We start from the raw sequence: 15,140 nt of genomic DNA, 5'->3' as shown, positions 1-15,140 counted from the left end.
GACGCGAACCGCTGGTCTAGTTATTGCCCAGAGTTTGCAATAGCCTAAGGTTTGCGGGTGATCATGGGATGGTGCCGAACAAGGAGCAAGTCATGAAGCAGGGGGACGAGCGGCAAGGAGTGCGCACCGAGTCGCACGACGCCGAATTTCCGGAGGCGTTCCTGACGTTCATGCGGACCGGCTGGCGTGACGAGCCGCTCGACGTGCAGCGCCGACCGGAGGCCGGCCATCATGCGCGCCGCCGGGCGGCACTGTCAGAGGCGTTTCCCGGGGAGACGCTGGTGATCCCCACCGGTTCGCAGAAGGTGCGGGCGAACGACACGAGGTTCCCGTTCCGCCCTGGCAGCGACTTCGCCTACCTGACGGGTGACCACGACCCCGACGGTGTGCTGATCCTGTGGCCCAGTGGCGGCGGGCACGACGCCGTCCTCTACACACGGGCGCGTACGTCCCGGGAGAGCGACGAGTTCTTCCGCAGCCGCGACGGTGAGCTGTGGGTCGGCCGGCGGCAGTCGCACACCGAGAAGTCGACCGAACTGGGCATCGAGACTGCCGACCTCGCCGACCTGGATACCGCACTCGCCGCCTGCGCACCTGGCCGCACGCGGGTGCTGCGCGGGCTGGACCGGGGAGTCGACCACGCCGTGCGGCCGTACGAGCCGGAGCGGGCCGGCGCACGCGACCGGGAACTGGCCGCAGTGATATCGGAGGCCAAACTGGTCAAGGACGAGTGGGAGATCGCTCAACTCCACGACGCCGTCGACGCCACCGTCCGCGGATTCGAAGACGTCGCCCGGGTTCTACCAGCCGACCGCGGCGTCTCTGAACGGCTCATCGAAGGGGTCTTCGGCCTGCGCGCCCGGCACGACGGCAATCACGTCGGATACGGCTCCATCGTGTGCGCCGGCCCCAACGCCACCGTCCTGTGCTGGAAACACCACACCGGCACCACAGTGCCGGGCGAGCTGCTGCTGATGGACATGGGCGTGGAGAACCGGCACCTCTACACCGCCGACGTGACCCGCACCGTCCCGATCTCCGGCACCTTCACCCCGCTCCAGCGGCAGGTGTACGACATCGTGTACGCCGCGCAGCAGGCCGGCATCGACCTGATCAAGCCTGGAGTCAGGTTCGCTGAGGTCTCCGAGGTCTGCATGCGGACGCTTACCGAGGGCCTGGCGGCGCTGGGCGTGCTGCCGGTGAGCGTCGACGAGGCCATGGACAGCCGCTCCACCATCCACCGCCGATGGACGCTGCACGACTTCGGCCACATGCTCGGCATCGACGTCCACGACTGCGCCTCGGCTCGGCCCGAAAAATACCGCGACGGGGAGCTCGACGAGGGCTACGTGCTCACTGTGGAACCGGGCCTCTATTTCCAGCCCGACGACGACCTGGTCCCCGCCGAACTGCGTGGTCTCGGCATCCGCATCGAGGACGACATCCTGGTCACCGCCGGCGGCGCGGTGAATCTGTCGACGGGCTTGCCCAGCACGGCCGACGACGTCGAAACCTGGCTCGCCGTCCAGCGCGAAGCCGGCCCGCGGCTGCCCTGAGATGAGCGACACCGACGAGGTCGACCTGCTGTGCGCAGTGCTGTCCCACCTGACCGAGATCCACCACACCTACCGCAGGAGCGTTCTGTGACCCGGATCCGTCCGACCTTCCGACGCCTCGTGGCGTCGACCGTAGCGGCCGGGATGCTCGTCCTCGCCGGCTGCTCGGCCCCAACCAACCCCGACAGTGCAGCCGGCGGCGCGACACTGGTCGTGGCCACCTCCGACGAGCCCGACGCACTGAACCCGGTGCTCAACTTCGGCGTCGACGGCGCCGCGCTGATCTTCGACGGGCTCGTCTCCCGCGACGCTGACAACCGCCTCGTCCCCGGTCTTGCCGCGGCCCTGCCGACGGTGTCGCCCGACGGGCGCACCGTGACCGCCAAGCTGCGTGACGGCGTGCAGTTCCACGACGGCACCACACTGAGCGCACCGGACGTCGTCTTCACGTACCAGGCGGTGCTGGACCCGACTGTGGACTCCACGCTGCGCTCCGACCTCGACATGGTGGAGTCGGTGACCGCGCCCGACGCGTCCACGGTCGTGTTCGCGCTGCGCTACCCGTACGCGCCGTTCCTGCAGCGACTCACCCTCGGCATCGTGCCGTCGAAGCTGCTCAACGGTCAGGACATCAACACCACCGGGTTCAACCGGAAGCCGGTCGGCACCGGGCCGTACAGGGTCGAGTCCTGGACGCCTGGTGACCGGCTGGTGCTCACCGCCAACGAGCGCTACTTCGGTGGCCGGCCGGCGAACAACCGGATCGTGGTGGCGTTCGTCGCCGACGACAACGTCCGCGCCCAGCGGATGCGGGCCGGCGAGTTCGACGCCGCCGAGTTGCCACCGAAGCTCGCCAGCGGGTTCGACACCGACACCGCGTACCGGGTGCAGCGGGTGCCGACCGCCGACTACCGCGGCGTGATGCTGCCGATGGGCAACCCGGTCCTCGCCGACCCGGCGGTCCGCCGGGCGCTCAGTGTCGCCGTCGACCGTGCCGCGATGGTGTCCGGCATCCTCGGCGGCGCCGGCGAGCCGGCGTTCGGGCCGGTCCCCCCGACCTCCGAGTTCGCCGAGCCCTCGACCGTCGGCGCACCCACCGCCGACCCGACGGCGGCGGGCGCGCTGCTCGACGCGGCCGGCTGGAAGCCCGGCGCGGGTGGAGTACGGGCCAAGGACGGCCGCCCCGCCCGGTTCACGCTGATGTACCCGGCGACCGACACCCTGCGCAAGGACCTGGCCCTGGCGGTCACCGCCGACGCGAAGAAGATCGGCATCGAGGTCACCCCGGCCGGGCTCACCTGGGACGCCATCGACCCGCGGATGAAGTCCGACGCCCTGCTGATGGGCTACGGCACGCCGTACGACCCGGACTTCGTCTCGTACAAGCTTTTCGGCTCCCAGTTCGCGGGGCAGGGCTACTTCAACCCCGGTTCGTACCGCTCGGAGACCGTGGACCGCGCCCTGCAGGAGGGCCGCGACCAGATCGACCCGACCCGCCGCAAGGCCGCGTACGCGCAGTTCCAGAAGCAGCTCGCCGCTGACGCGCCGTGGCTGTTCCTCACCTACCTGCGGCACACCTACGTGTTGAAGTCCTCCGTGCAGGGCGTGACCCCCCGGGTCGAGGCGCACGAGCACGGGGTGGCGAACAGCATCTGGTGGAACATCGACACCTGGAAGCGCTCATGACCCGCCCGGGTCGACTGGCCGGGGCGGGGGCGGTGGTCCGACGCCGGCTCCTGGTCGCCGTTCCGGTACTCGCCGCGACCAGCATCGGAATGTTCGCCCTCGGCGCCGCCTCCCCGGTGGACCCGGCCAAGCAGTACGCCGGCGCGGCGGCCTTCACCGCCAGCGAGGAGAACCTGGCGCAGATCCGCGCCAACTGGGGTGTCGACGACCCGCTGCCGGTGCAGTACCTGCGCTGGATCGGCAACCTGGTCCAGGGCGACCTGGGCTGGTCGACGAGTCGACACGAACCGGTCGCCTCGGTGCTCTCCGCCCGGGCCGGCTGGACGCTGCTGCTGATCGGCGTGACCCTCGCCCTGGTCCTGGTCGGCAGTCTGCTGCTGGGTGCGCTGGCCGCGTACCGCCGGGGTGGGTTGTTCGACAGGGGTCTGCGGGCCGCCGCCTACGCGGTCGAGTCGATGCCGGTGTTCTGGCTGGGCCTGGCCGCGATCGCCGTGTTCGCGCTGGTGCTCGGGTGGTTGCCGGCCGGCGGGCTCACCGACGTCACCGCGACCAGCACGTCCTGGGCCGACGTGGCGCACCACCTGATCCTGCCGGTCGGAGTGCTGGCCGTGTCGCAGGCGCCGTGGTTCGTGCTGTTCGTCCGGGACGCGGTCGCGGAGAGCATGCGCGACGACCACGTGCTCGCCGCGCGGGCCCGGGGGTTGCCGGGGCGGACGGTGCTGTTCGGGCACGCGCTGCGGACCGCGCTGCTGCCGTTCCTCACGTTGGTCGGCACCCACCTGCCGGAGCTGGTCGGCGGTGCGGTGCTGGTCGAGACGGTCTTCTCACTGCCGGGTCTCGGCGCCGTCACGGTGGCTGCCGCGCTGGGCAGCGACTTCCCGCTGCTGGCGGCGATCACGCTGGTCACCACAGCTGTGGTGCTGGCCGCGAACCTCACGACCGACCTCGCGTACGCCGCCGCCGACCCGAGGGTGCGACTCGATGGCTGACCTTGCTACCCGACCGCCACTGCTCCGCGTGGCCCGGTCCCGACTGCGGCTGCGACCCGGCCAGACCGGTGTCGTCGTCGCCGGCCTCGTCCTCGTCGTCGCTGTCGTCGGTTCGCTCCTGGCCCCGCTCGTCTGGCCGCTCGACCAGAGCGCGGTGGCCCTCGACCAGACCCGGTTGGCGCCGTCCTGGACCCACCTCGCCGGCACCGACGACCTCGGCCGGGACGTGGCGCACCGTGCCGTCTACGGGCTGCGGGTGTCGCTGCTCGTCGGCGCGGTCGCCGCGCTCGTCGCCACCGTCCTCGGCGGCGTCATCGGCGGTATCGCCGGCACGCTCGGCGGCCCTGTGGACCGGATCCTGATGCGGATCGTGGACACCATCGCCGCGATGCCGCACCTGCTGCTGGGCATCTTCATCGTCGCCATGCTGCGTCCCAGCCTCGGCGCGGTGATCGCCTCCGTCGGGCTCACCCACTGGCTCTCCACAGCGCGCATCGTCCGGTCCGAGTTGCTCAGCCTTCGTACCCGGCCGTTCGTCGACGCCGCCATCAGCGGAGGGGCCGGCCGGGGTCGGGTCCTGACCCGACACCTGCTGCCCCACGTGCTGCCCCGGCTGGCGCTGGCCACCACCCTGATGATCCCGCACGCGGTGTGGCACGAGACGGCGCTGTCCTTCCTCGGTCTCGGCCTGCCGCCGCACCTCGCCTCACTCGGCAACATGATCAACGATGGTCAGGGGTCACTGCTGACCGGCGCCTGGTGGGCCAGCCTGGCACCGGGTGCGGTCATCGTCGTCGTCACCCTCGCCATCGCGGTCCTCGCCGCACGGTGGCGTGACCGCCTCGATCCCCGGATCCGAGCGGAGCTGCACCTGTGACCACCACCGAACACGCCGCTGCCGAGGCACCCGACCGCACCGCCGCGGGCCGCCCGCTGCTCGCCGTGGAGGGCCTCGGCGTCGAGTTCCGGCTGCGCGACACGACAGTGCGCGCCGTCACCGACCTCAACCTGACCGTACGGACCGGTGAACTGCTGGCCGTCGTCGGCGAGTCCGGCTGCGGCAAGTCCGTCCTGGCCCACGCGCTACTCGGCCTGTTGCCGGGCAACGCCACGATCACCGGCCACGCCGTCCTGCACCACCCGGACAGCGACCCGGTCGACCTGGTCACCTGCGGTCAGCGTCACCTGGCCCGCCGGGTACGCGGCCGTCGGGTCGGACTGGTCCCGCAGAGCCCAGCCACCGCGCTGAACCCGGTCCGCACCGGACGGCGACTGCTCACCGAGACGCTCCGGGCACACGGTCGGGACCGGGCGGACGCCGAGCAGCTCGCCCTCGACGTCGGGCTCGACCCGGCCGACCTGGACCGCTACCCGCACGAACTCTCCGGCGGCATGGCCCAACGGCTGGTCACCGCGCTCGCACTGGCACCGGACCCGTCGCTGCTCATCGCCGACGAGCCCACCACCGGCCTCGACCGGCCGCTGGTGGACCACACCCTCGACCTGCTACGCCGCCGCTGCGACAACGGCTCGGCCGTCGTCCTCATCACGCACGACCTGGCCGCCGCGCAACGGGTCGCCGACACCGTCGCCGTCATGTACGCCAGCCGGATCGTGGAACACACCGACGCCGACGATCTCTTCGCCGCGCCCACCCACCCGTACGCCGCGGCGCTCCTCGACGCCCTGCCGGACCGCGCCTTCCGGCCGGTGCCGGGCGAACCGCCGATGCTCACCGCACTGCCTCCGGGCTGCGCGTTCGCGCCCCGCTGCCCACACCGCACCGACACCTGCGCGAGCCAGCCGCCGCCGACGCCGATCGCCGGTGACGGCACTGTCGCCTGCCACCACCCGATCCGCACCGGAGCCGTCACGTGACCAGCCCGCAGCACCTGCTCGCCGACGAGGTCACCGTCGGGTACGGCCGTCGGGTCGTGCTCGACGGCGTCACAGTGCGGGTCGGTCGAAACGAGACGGTCGGACTCCGCGGCCCGTCCGGGTGTGGCAAGTCCACACTGGTCCGGGTTTTGGCCCTCCTGCACCGCCCGGACCACGGCCAGGTCAGCATCGACGGCACGCCGGTCCACGGAGTGCGGTACGCCGTGCCGGTCGACCTGCGGACCCGCGTCGCCGTGCTGTTCCAGAGCCCGCGCGCCGCCGCTGATCCCCGGCTGAGCCTGGACGACCTGATCGCCGAACCGCTCCGTGCCGTCCGAACGCCCGAGTCGACGGTCCGGGAACGGGTGGCCGAACTCGCCGACCTCGTCGGCCTCACCGCCGACCTGCGCGGCCGACGGCCACACGCGGTGTCCGACGGGCAACTACAACGCGCCTGCCTCGCTCGCGCCCTCGTACACCGGCCGGACTACCTGCTCTGCGACGAGGCCACGGCGATGCTGGACGCCTCGACCCAGGCGCACGTCGCCGCCGTCATCCGCGACTACCAGCGGACCCGGCGGGCCGGCGTCCTGGTCATCAGCCACGACCAGACCCTGATGGACCGCTGGACCGACCGGATCGTCGACCTGGACAGCAGGGCACCGGCGCGGACCTGACGTACCGGCCGGTCAGTCGGCGACGTCCACCACGACCTTGCCCTCGGCGATGCCGTCGGCGACCAGACGGTGGGCGTCCATGATGGTGTCGAGCGTGAAGCGACGCCGGTCCAGTCGCGGGCGCAGCGCGCCGCCATCGGCCAGCGTCGCGATCTCGCGCAGGATGTCGCCGTGGTGTTCGCGGCCCCGGCCGGTGAGCATCGGCAGCAGCGTGAAAACGCCGGAGTAGGTAGCGCCACGAAACGACAGCGGGGCGAGCGAGTGGGTGCCCCAGCCGAGCGCGCTGACGACGTGTCCGTGATAGGTGCGTACCGCCGCGAACGACGCGTCGAGCGTCGCGCCACCGACGTTGTCGACGACGATGTCGAACCCCTCGCCACCGGTGTGCCTCTCGACGTACTCCTCCACGCTCGTCGAGGTGTAGTCGATGGCCACGGCGCCCAGGCTCTCGATCACCCGTACGCTCGCCGGGCCTCCGGTGGCGTACACCTCGGCACCCTTTGCCTGGGCGAGTTGCAGGCCCACGTGACCGACACCGCCGGCACCGCCGTGCACCAGCACCTTCTGCCCGGCGCGGACCCCCGCGCGGTCGACAAGCCCCTCCCAGGAGGTGATCGCCGCCAGTGGCAACGCGGCGGCCTCGCGCATCGAGAGGCCGCCGGGCTTGCGGGCCAGTAACCGGGCGTCCACGGCGGCGTATCCGGCCAGCGAACCCTGTAGCCCACCCACTCCCCCGCACAGCCCGTACACCTCGTCTCCCGGTGCGAACCCCGTCACCTCCGCGCCGACCGCCGCGACGACCCCGGCAAGATCCAGTCCGAGCACCGCGGGCGGCTGGACCCGCGCGTGCGCGGCCTGTCCGGCCTGGATCTTCGTGTCGAGTGGATTGACCCCGCTGGCGACGATCCGCACCAGCACCTGCCCCGCCCCGGGAGCGGGCTGATCGATCTCCTCGACCGTCAGCGGACTGTCGAACTCCCGCAGCACCGCTGCACGCATGACGATTCACACCCTCCGTGATCGAGACATCACGTGGACGCTATCCAACTGGCTTGCCGCCCGGGCTACATCCGGGGTGACAGCCAGGACGACGATCCGGCGAGATACGCGCTGCACGTGGCGACGGACAGCCCGAACGCCCTCAGCCCTCGTCGACGCCGTCGAGCAGCGCCCGTCGCAGGGCCAACCGGTGCTCGCGGCGGATCTCCGCCTCGCGGTAGCGCCTCCGGTCGCCGTCGGTCTCGGGTAGCAACGGCGGCACCGTCCTCGGCTGGCCGTCGTCGTCGATGGCGACCATGACCAGGTGGGCCGTGGCCACGTCGGTGGGCGGCACGGCCCGGTCCCACCGGTCAGCGGTGACCTTGACCGCGACCTCCATCGAGCTGCGTCCGGCCCAGGTGATCCGGGCGTCGACGTGCACGACGTCGCCGACCCGCACCGCGCGCAGGAACGCGGTCTCGTCGATCGCGGCGGTCACCGCCGGCCCGTCGGAGTGCCGGGCGGCGACGACTCCGGCCACCGAGTCGATGAGGTTGAGGATCCGGCCGCCGTGCACCGTACCCATCAGGTTCGTGTGGTGCTGGTCCATGATCTGCGACAGGGTCAGGTGCGACGCCGACGGCGCTCGGCCGACGATCGTGGTGGTGTCGTGCACAGCGGTAGTCCGTCCCTCGGGAAACCACACCGCCGATACGCGGACACGCTGACGAGCACGCGCCGACGGACGGCACGTCACCCGCTCAGCCCACCCGCGAGGCCGACGGCGGCGCACACGGTCGTGTGCGCAGCGCAGGCAGGTCTTCGGACTCGCGGGCCTGACCGGTCGCGCCGGTCTCCTACCGGCCGTCGCTTCCCAGGCCGACGGCCCAGTGCTGATGACGGCGTTCGTTCCCACTCACCGCTGCGGGGCAGTCCCGGACTTCCACCGGGTTCCCTCTTACGACACCCCGACGGTCACGACGGGGCGAACCAGCGCCGCCCGCAGCATAGCTGGCCAGGGAAGTCGCGGCACCGGGGGCACAGCGCGGAGACCGCACCGCCCGTCGTCAGCTTTTGCCATGTGAGGAAAAAGATCGCCAGCTCTTGAAAAAAGCCTCACTCCGGTCAGGATATTCAGATGCGTCGTCTCCCACAGACTCCGGGGCGGGTGCTCTCGGGTGTCCTCGCGCTCCTCCTCGCCTCGGCGGTCGCCCTCCTCGCGTCCGCCCAACCCGCCTCGGCTCACGGGACTCTCGCCATGTCCACGCCAGCGAGTGGGGCCACGGTGAGCGAGCCGTTGACGGCGGTGCAGCTGTTCTTCACCGAGAAGGCCGCGCCCAACGCGTTCTTCACTGTCACCGCCCCGGGCGGCATCCGGGTCGACAACAGCTGGTCGTACGGGGAGCCGAAGCCGCTGGACAAGCCGGTACGGGAGTACTTCCTGGTCAACGGGCAGTTCGAGCCACGGGAGTACACGACCGGGTTCCCCGCGACGGTGGCCGTCACCCACCTGCCGGCCAAGGGCCAGTATTCGGTGAGCTACCTGTCGGTCGCCTCGGACGGCGACACCGTGCGGGGCACGCTGACGTTCCGCTACAACGGGCCGGTGACGGCGGCACCCAAGGGGTGGAGCCCGCCGACGACGCAGCCGGACCCGGCACTGGTGGCCGCCACCGAGCAGCACGGGTCATCCGGGCAGGCGTCGGCGGTGCCGACCGCCTCGGCCCAGCCGGTGACCCCGCCGTCGGGGGCTGCGGCGGTCCCGCCGACCGGGCCGGCCGAGGAGAGCGGTTCGGGAGCGCTGGCCTGGGCCGGATGGGCGGCGGCGATCGCGGCGGCCGTCGCGGCGGCCGGACTTGTCGTCTGGCGTCGCCGGACGGCGTCCACCGGCAAACCCACCGGCCGGGGCCGTACCGCACCGGGGACCTCAGGTCGACGCGGCGGCGGTGCCCGTACCACGAGCCGGCCCTCCGCCGGCAAGACCAGCGGAGGCAGGGCCGCCGCTGGAAAGACGGCCGCTGCCAAGTCCTCCGCGGGCAAGGCCGGCGCGGTGAGCGGTGTCGGTGCGCAGCCCACTGGTGGTAAGCGGCGACCGGCCACAGTGCCGGCAGCGCGTACCGGCGACGCGGTCGTCACGGCCCGCACGGGCGTCGCTGTCGACCCGACGCCCACCAACCAGCAGGCGAAGGCCCTCGCCACCGCCGACCATGAGGCGAAGGCCCTCGCCAGCACCGACGACGAGTCGACAGTCGAGGCCGGACCCCGGCCGGACACGGACCTCGCCGCCGTGACGCCCGGGTCCCGGCTGAGCAACGGCCACCTGGCGCTGCTCGTCGGCGGGCTGGTGATCGCCCTGCTGGCCGGGTTCGGGCTGGCTCGCATCGGCCCCGGCGACCAGAGCCCGGCGGGCAACACCCGGCAGCCGGCAGGCGGTCCACCCGCCTCCGGGCAGGCGATGTCCGCGACCGACGGGCACCAACACCCGGCGGGCACCGGCCCGCACACGCACCGGGGTGACGGCGCGACGGGCGAGACGCTGGCGACCGGAACGACGGTCAGCGCCGGCGGGTTCACCCTGCAACCGCTGGAGCGGTCCCAACCCGCCGGGGTACGCGCCGACTACCGCTTCCGGATCGTCGGGACCGACCGGCAGCCGGCGACCCGCTTCGCTGTCGTCCACGACAAGCCGTTGCACATGATCGTGGTGGGCCGTGACCTGACCGGCTACCAGCACGTACACCCGACGATGGCCCCCGACGGCACCTGGAGCGTCCCCCTCACGCTGGCCCAACCCGGCGGTTACCGCGTCTACGCCGACTTCTCCGTGACCGCTACCAACGGCGCGCAGGTGCCTCTCGTGCTGGGCGTCGACCACACGGTGCCGGGGGCGCACACCCCCGCCGCGCTGCCGCCGGCGCAGGCACAGGCGACGGCCGGGCCGTACGCGGTGGCGATGAGCGGCACCCCGACGGTGGGGGTGACGGCGCCGATGCAGTTCCAGGTCCAGCGCGCCGAGGCGGCCGCGCCCGTGCAGTTGGAGCGTTACCTGGGCGCATACGGGCACCTGGTGGTCGTCCGCGAGGGTGATCTCGGCTACGTGCACGTCCACCCGGAGCAGGAGCTGGTCGACGGCACTGTCCAGTTCTGGCTGACCGCGCCCAGCTCGGGCCGGTACCGGGCCTTCTTCGACTTCCAGGTGGAAGGGAAGGTGCACACCGCCGAGTACACGATCAACGTGCCCTGAGCCCGGAACTTTCTCCCAGCTGCGGCCGACCATCCAGCCAGCAGCAACCATCGGAGGAAGAACACATGCTCAGCACCAGCCCGCTCGGTCCGCGCCGCCGCTCGGCCGCCGTCCTCGCCGCCGCCGTCCTGGCGGTGGGCGCCGCCGGATGCGGATCGTCCGACTCCCCGTCGACCGGGCAGGCGAGTCCGTCCGCGTCGACCTCGGCCAACCCGGACGCCGGGGTGCTCGGCATTCGTGACCCGTGGGTGAAGGCCGCCGACAAGGGGATGACGGCGGCCTTCGGGACCCTGGTCAACGACGGCGACAGCGATGTCACGGTGACCGGCGCCGCGACCTCGGTGTCGCCGATGGAGCTGCACGAGATGACCATGAAGGACGGCAAGATGGTCATGCAGGCCAAGCAGGGCGGCGTCGTGATCAAGGCGAAGAGCACGCACGCGCTGGAACCCGGCGGTGACCACCTGATGCTGATGAACCTCGCCAAGCCCGTGCAGGCCGGCGACGAGTTGACGTTCACCCTGACGTTCGCCGACGGTAGGATCCAGCAGTTCACGGCCGTGGCCAAGCCGTTCACCGGCGCGCAGGAGAGCTACGCCCCAGGGCACGGCCAGCCGATGCCCGGGATGAGCGCCACGCCGGAGATGAGCATGAGCCCCGCATCGTGACCGACTCGCCACCCGCCCGACCGGTGAGCAGGCGCGGCCTGCTCACCGGCGGGGCCCTGGCCGCCGGCGGAGCCCTCGCCGGCGGTGCGGCCATCGCTGCGACCCGTACCAAAAGCGGGCAGTCACCAGCCGCTGCCGACACCACGCCGGTGGCGAGCGTCGGCGCTCTGGTCGAGCCGTTCCACGGCGCGCGACAGGCCGGCGTGACCACCGAACCGCAGGCGCACGCGGCATTCGTAGCGTTCACGCTGCGGGCCGGCACCGACCGGGCCGCGCTGGGTCGGATGCTGCGGCTGCTCACCGACGACGCCGCCCGCCTCACCCAGGGCAAGCCGGCGCTGGCCGACACCGAGGCCGAACTGGGGCTCCTGCCCGCCCGGCTGACAGTGACCTTCGGCTTCGGACCCGCCCTGTACCGGGCGGCGGGCGTCGACGACCGCCGGCCGGCCTCGGTCGCCGACCTGCCGCCGTTCCGCGTCGACCGGCTCCAGCCGGCCTGGACGGGCGGCGACCTGCTGCTGCAGATCTGCGCGGACGACCCGATCAGCGTCGCCCACGCCCAACGGGTGCTGATCAAGGACAGCCGGCCGTTCGCCACCGTCCGGTGGGTGCAGCAGGGCTTCCGGCGCAGCCCCGGCGTCGAGCCGGGCGGCCACACCCAACGCAACCTGTTCGGTCAGCTCGACGGCACCGCCAACCCCCGACCCGGGGTGCCGATGGACTCCGCCGTCTGGGTGCCGGACGGTCCGGCGTGGCTGCGCGACAGCACCACTCTCGTCGTACGGCGGATCAGCATGAACATGGAGACCTGGGACCTGCTCGGCCGCACCGACCGGGAACTCGCCGTCGGCCGGAGGCTCGACACCGGCGCCCCGCTCACCGGCAACGCCGAACACGACGAGCCCGACTTCGCCGCCACCGGCCCGGACGGGCTCACCGTCATCCCCGACTTCTCCCACCTGACCCGCGCGCACGTCACGGACGACCGGCTGAAGATCCTGCGCCGGCCCTACAACTACGACGGTGTGCCGACCGCCGAGGGCCACGCCGACAGCGGGTTGGTCTTCACCTCGTACCAGGCGGACGTCGCCCGACAGTTCGTGCCAATCCAACGCCGGCTGGCCGACCGGGACCTGCTCAACGAGTGGACCACCCCGATCGGTTCCGCCGTCTTCGCCATCCCACCCGGCTGCCAACCGGGCGGGTGGATCGGCGAGCAGGTGCTCGGATGAACCGGAGCCTCCGCATGCCCGTACCGCCGCTGCGTCGCAACGCCGTCCGTCTCGGCGCGGCGGCGCTCGCCGTCCTCGTCGCGCTGCTCGTTCCGGCCGGCCCGGCCTGGGCCCACAACTCGCTGCGGGCGGCCACGCCGGTGCAGCAGTCGACGGTGACCAGCGCACCAACGGAGATCGTGCTCGAATTCATGTCTCGGCTCGACCCCACGTTCACCACCATCGTGCTCACCGACGCCGCCAAGCGGAAGGTCGTCACGGGCGAGCCGGTGGTCGCCGGGGCGAAGAGCACGGTCCAGCTGACCGACACCCTGCCGAACGGCACGTACACGGTCGCCTACCGGGTCGTCTCCGCCGACGGGCACCCGGTGCAGGGGTCGTACCCCTTCACCGTGGCCGACCCCACGTCCAGCGCCGCGCCGGTCGTCGAGGCCGCCGTGTCGACCACGCCGTCCGCCGTCGCGGCGGTGCAGACCGACGAAGGCCGGGGTGCCGGCGTCCTCGTGGCGGGCGTGGCGCTCGTGGTCCTCGTCGCTGTGGCGGCGGTGCTGCTGTGGCGGCGGGCGTCCCGCCGCTGAACCGATCGGCTCGCAGGCCGAGCATCAGTGGGAACCAATCGGTCCGGCTGTCCGACTACCACGTCAGGGCCGGAACCGACGCGACACCACCACCGGGCGACCACGTCAGTACGGGAGACACCCTCGGGGGTATCCCGACTATCCCGATCGGATCACCATGTCTCTCACCGAGTTGTCCGGCGCGGCGACGCCGGAACCCTCCACCAGCGCCGAACCCCCGGCCCGACCGGCCCGGCGCGCGTCGCCGTTCGGCGCGCTGCTGCTGCGGCTGCACTTCTACGCCGGCATCCTTGTCGCACCGTTCCTGGTGACAGCCGCGCTGACCGGGCTGGCCTTCACCATCACCCCGCAGCTCGACCAGGTCCTCTACGGCGACCAGTTGACCGTCGCGCAGGTGGGTGACCGTCCCGTGTCCCTGGCCGAACAGGTCGGAGCCGCGCGCAACGCGCACCCCGAGGGCAGCATCACCGCCGTGCAGCCCGGCGAGGGTGACCAGACCACCCGGGTGACGTTCTCCCTGCCGGAACTCGGCGAGAACCAGCACACCGTCTACATCAACCCGTACACGGCCGAGTCGCAGGGGCAGCTCACCACCTGGTTCGGCTCCACCCCGGCCACCACCTGGCTCGACGACCTGCACCGCCACCTGCACCTCGGTGCGGTGGGCGAGAACTACTCCGAGCTGGCCGCGAGCTGGCTCTGGGTGCTCGCGCTCGGCGGGGTCGTCCTCTGGTGGCGCCGCCGCAGCGCCGCCCGCGCCACCGCCCGCCACCTGCTCGTGCCGGACCTGTCCGCCGGCAAGGGTGTGCGCCGCACCCGGGGATGGCACGCCACCACCGGCATCTGGCTCACCGTCGGCCTGCTCTTCCTCTCCGCCACCGGCCTGACCTGGTCCCGCTACGCCGGGGCGAACTTCAGCGCCGGCCTGGACGCGCTCAACGCCCGTACCCCGGTCATCTCCACCAGCCTCCTCGCCGATCCCGTCGTCCCCGACGAGACCGGCGGCGGCCACCACGGCGCTCCCGGGGCGGGCGGGGTGGTCGAGTCGGCAGCCTTCGACCGGGTGGCGACGGCTGCCCGTGGGGCCGGCCTCTCCGGCCCGGTCGAGATCGCCCCGGCCGCCGAGCCGGGCTCGGCGTGGACCGTCACGCAGGTCGACAACACCTGGCCGGTCGCCAAGGACCGGGTCGCCGTCGACCCGTCCGGCGGTGAGGTGACAGCCCGCAGCGACTTCGCCGACTGGCCCCTGCTGGCAAAACTCAGCGGCCTCGGCATCCAGGCCCACATGGGGATCCTCTTCGGACCGATCAACCAGATCCTGCTCGCCGCGATCACCCTCGGGCTGCTCTGCGTGATCGTCTGGGGTTACCGCATGTGGTGGCAACGCCGCCCCACCCGCACCGACCGACGGGCCCTCGCCGGCACCCCACCGGCCCGTGGTGGCGTCCGTGGTCTGCCGCACTGGGCACTGCTCATCGGTGTACCGGTGGTGCTTACGGTCGGCTGGGCGCTGCCGCTGTTCGGGCTCACCCTGCTTGCCTTCCTCGTCATCGACGTCGTCGTCGGCGCGGTGTCCCGACGCCGACGACCTGCCGAGGCGCCCACGTCTCCGGCGCCCGCCGGTTCCTGATCCACCGGTCCGGCCGCCCGTCCG

13 protein-coding genes and 1 riboswitch are annotated in these 15,140 nt (G+C 72.2%); of the genes, 11 read left to right on the top strand and 2 right to left on the bottom strand.

From position 1 onward, the window contains the following. Positions 1 to 68: 68 nt before the first annotated feature. The 6 genes from FHU34_RS13445 (at position 69) to FHU34_RS13420 (ending at position 6,786) form a co-directional block, all read left to right on the top strand. On the top strand, positions 69 to 1,556 hold the full coding sequence (locus tag FHU34_RS13445; RefSeq protein WP_425280525.1) for an aminopeptidase P family protein: 1,488 nt from the start codon (positions 69 to 71) through the stop codon (positions 1,554 to 1,556). 87 nt (positions 1,557 to 1,643) lie between these two features. Next, positions 1,644 to 3,242 carry an ABC transporter substrate-binding protein gene (locus FHU34_RS13440; RefSeq protein WP_244311656.1) on the top strand — a complete coding sequence of 533 codons (1,599 nt, stop codon included), beginning with the start codon at positions 1,644 to 1,646 and terminating at the stop codon, positions 3,240 to 3,242. Then, complete coding sequence (locus FHU34_RS13435; RefSeq protein ID WP_145780333.1) at positions 3,239 to 4,231, top strand: ABC transporter permease; 993 nt, start codon at positions 3,239 to 3,241, stop codon at positions 4,229 to 4,231. Before FHU34_RS13440 ends, FHU34_RS13435 begins: the two co-directional genes overlap by 4 nt. Continuing rightward, positions 4,224 to 5,108, top strand: coding sequence for an ABC transporter permease (locus tag FHU34_RS13430; RefSeq protein WP_145780332.1), 885 nt, complete (start codon positions 4,224 to 4,226; stop codon positions 5,106 to 5,108). Before FHU34_RS13435 ends, FHU34_RS13430 begins: the two co-directional genes overlap by 8 nt. Further along, complete coding sequence (locus FHU34_RS13425; RefSeq protein ID WP_208744985.1) at positions 5,105 to 6,109, top strand: ABC transporter ATP-binding protein; 1,005 nt, start codon at positions 5,105 to 5,107, stop codon at positions 6,107 to 6,109. The genes FHU34_RS13430 and FHU34_RS13425 overlap by 4 nt, the downstream gene beginning before the upstream one ends. Further along, entirely contained in the window at positions 6,106 to 6,786 is a 681-nt protein-coding gene (locus FHU34_RS13420; RefSeq protein WP_244311655.1) for an ABC transporter ATP-binding protein, read from the top strand. The genes FHU34_RS13425 and FHU34_RS13420 overlap by 4 nt, the downstream gene beginning before the upstream one ends. Before the next feature lie 12 nt (positions 6,787 to 6,798). Here the strand turns inward: FHU34_RS13420 and FHU34_RS13415 are convergent, their stop codons facing one another. Both FHU34_RS13415 and FHU34_RS13410 read right to left on the bottom strand, forming a co-directional pair. Continuing rightward, complete coding sequence (locus FHU34_RS13415) at positions 6,799 to 7,785, bottom strand: zinc-dependent alcohol dehydrogenase family protein (RefSeq protein WP_145780330.1); 987 nt, start codon at positions 7,783 to 7,785, stop codon at positions 6,799 to 6,801. 142 nt (positions 7,786 to 7,927) lie between these two features. After that, positions 7,928 to 8,374 (bottom strand): acyl-CoA thioesterase, encoded by a 447-nt coding sequence (locus FHU34_RS13410; RefSeq protein WP_425280572.1) that lies wholly within the window; start codon positions 8,372 to 8,374, stop codon positions 7,928 to 7,930. Positions 8,375 to 8,560: 186 nt separating this feature from the next. Beyond that, a riboswitch (cobalamin riboswitch) is annotated at positions 8,561 to 8,774 on the bottom strand. A 128-nt stretch (positions 8,775 to 8,902) separates the two neighbouring features. Between FHU34_RS13410 and FHU34_RS13405 the strand changes: the two genes are divergently transcribed. The 5 genes from FHU34_RS13405 (at position 8,903) to FHU34_RS13385 (ending at position 15,116) form a co-directional block, all read left to right on the top strand. Then, positions 8,903 to 11,008, top strand: coding sequence for a copper resistance CopC family protein (locus tag FHU34_RS13405; protein ID WP_145780328.1), 2,106 nt, complete (start codon positions 8,903 to 8,905; stop codon positions 11,006 to 11,008). Between the two features lie 65 nt (positions 11,009 to 11,073). Then, a complete protein-coding gene (locus tag FHU34_RS13400) occupies positions 11,074 to 11,676 on the top strand; it encodes a copper chaperone PCu(A)C (RefSeq protein WP_145780327.1) in 603 nt (200 codons plus the stop codon). 23 nt (positions 11,677 to 11,699) lie between these two features. Continuing rightward, complete coding sequence (locus tag FHU34_RS13395; RefSeq protein ID WP_208745150.1) at positions 11,700 to 12,908, top strand: Dyp-type peroxidase; 1,209 nt, start codon at positions 11,700 to 11,702, stop codon at positions 12,906 to 12,908. Then, positions 12,905 to 13,486: a copper resistance CopC family protein gene (locus FHU34_RS13390; protein ID WP_425280524.1), complete on the top strand. Its 582-nt coding sequence runs from the start codon at positions 12,905 to 12,907 to the stop codon at positions 13,484 to 13,486. The genes FHU34_RS13395 and FHU34_RS13390 overlap by 4 nt, the downstream gene beginning before the upstream one ends. Before the next feature lie 157 nt (positions 13,487 to 13,643). Beyond that, a complete protein-coding gene (locus FHU34_RS13385; protein ID WP_145780325.1) occupies positions 13,644 to 15,116 on the top strand; it encodes a PepSY-associated TM helix domain-containing protein in 1,473 nt (490 codons plus the stop codon). Positions 15,117 to 15,140: the final 24 nt, after the last annotated feature.

This window comes from Micromonospora taraxaci, assembly GCF_007830095.1.
Taxonomy (GTDB): Bacteria; Actinomycetota; Actinomycetes; order Mycobacteriales; family Micromonosporaceae; genus Micromonospora; species Micromonospora taraxaci.
Note: the sequence above shows the minus strand (reverse complement) of the source record. Positions and strands in the feature narration are given on the sequence as shown.

Excerpts from the sequence above, each read along its gene's own strand:
- FHU34_RS13435 (WP_145780333.1), top strand. The coding sequence starts at position 3,239 with ATGACCCGCCCGGGTCGACTGGCCGGGGCGGGGGCGGTGGTCCGACGC.
- FHU34_RS13410 (WP_425280572.1), bottom strand. The coding sequence starts at position 8,374 with ATGGACCAGCACCACACGAACCTGATGGGTACGGTGCACGGCGGCCGG.
- FHU34_RS13400 (WP_145780327.1), top strand. The coding sequence starts at position 11,074 with ATGCTCAGCACCAGCCCGCTCGGTCCGCGCCGCCGCTCGGCCGCCGTC.
- FHU34_RS13390 (WP_425280524.1), top strand. The coding sequence starts at position 12,905 with ATGAACCGGAGCCTCCGCATGCCCGTACCGCCGCTGCGTCGCAACGCC.
- FHU34_RS13405 (WP_145780328.1), top strand. The coding sequence starts at position 8,903 with ATGCGTCGTCTCCCACAGACTCCGGGGCGGGTGCTCTCGGGTGTCCTC.
- FHU34_RS13445 (WP_425280525.1), top strand. The coding sequence starts at position 69 with ATGGTGCCGAACAAGGAGCAAGTCATGAAGCAGGGGGACGAGCGGCAA.
- FHU34_RS13385 (WP_145780325.1), top strand. The coding sequence starts at position 13,644 with ATGTCTCTCACCGAGTTGTCCGGCGCGGCGACGCCGGAACCCTCCACC.
- FHU34_RS13415 (WP_145780330.1), bottom strand. The coding sequence starts at position 7,785 with ATGCGTGCAGCGGTGCTGCGGGAGTTCGACAGTCCGCTGACGGTCGAG.
- FHU34_RS13430 (WP_145780332.1), top strand. The coding sequence starts at position 4,224 with ATGGCTGACCTTGCTACCCGACCGCCACTGCTCCGCGTGGCCCGGTCC.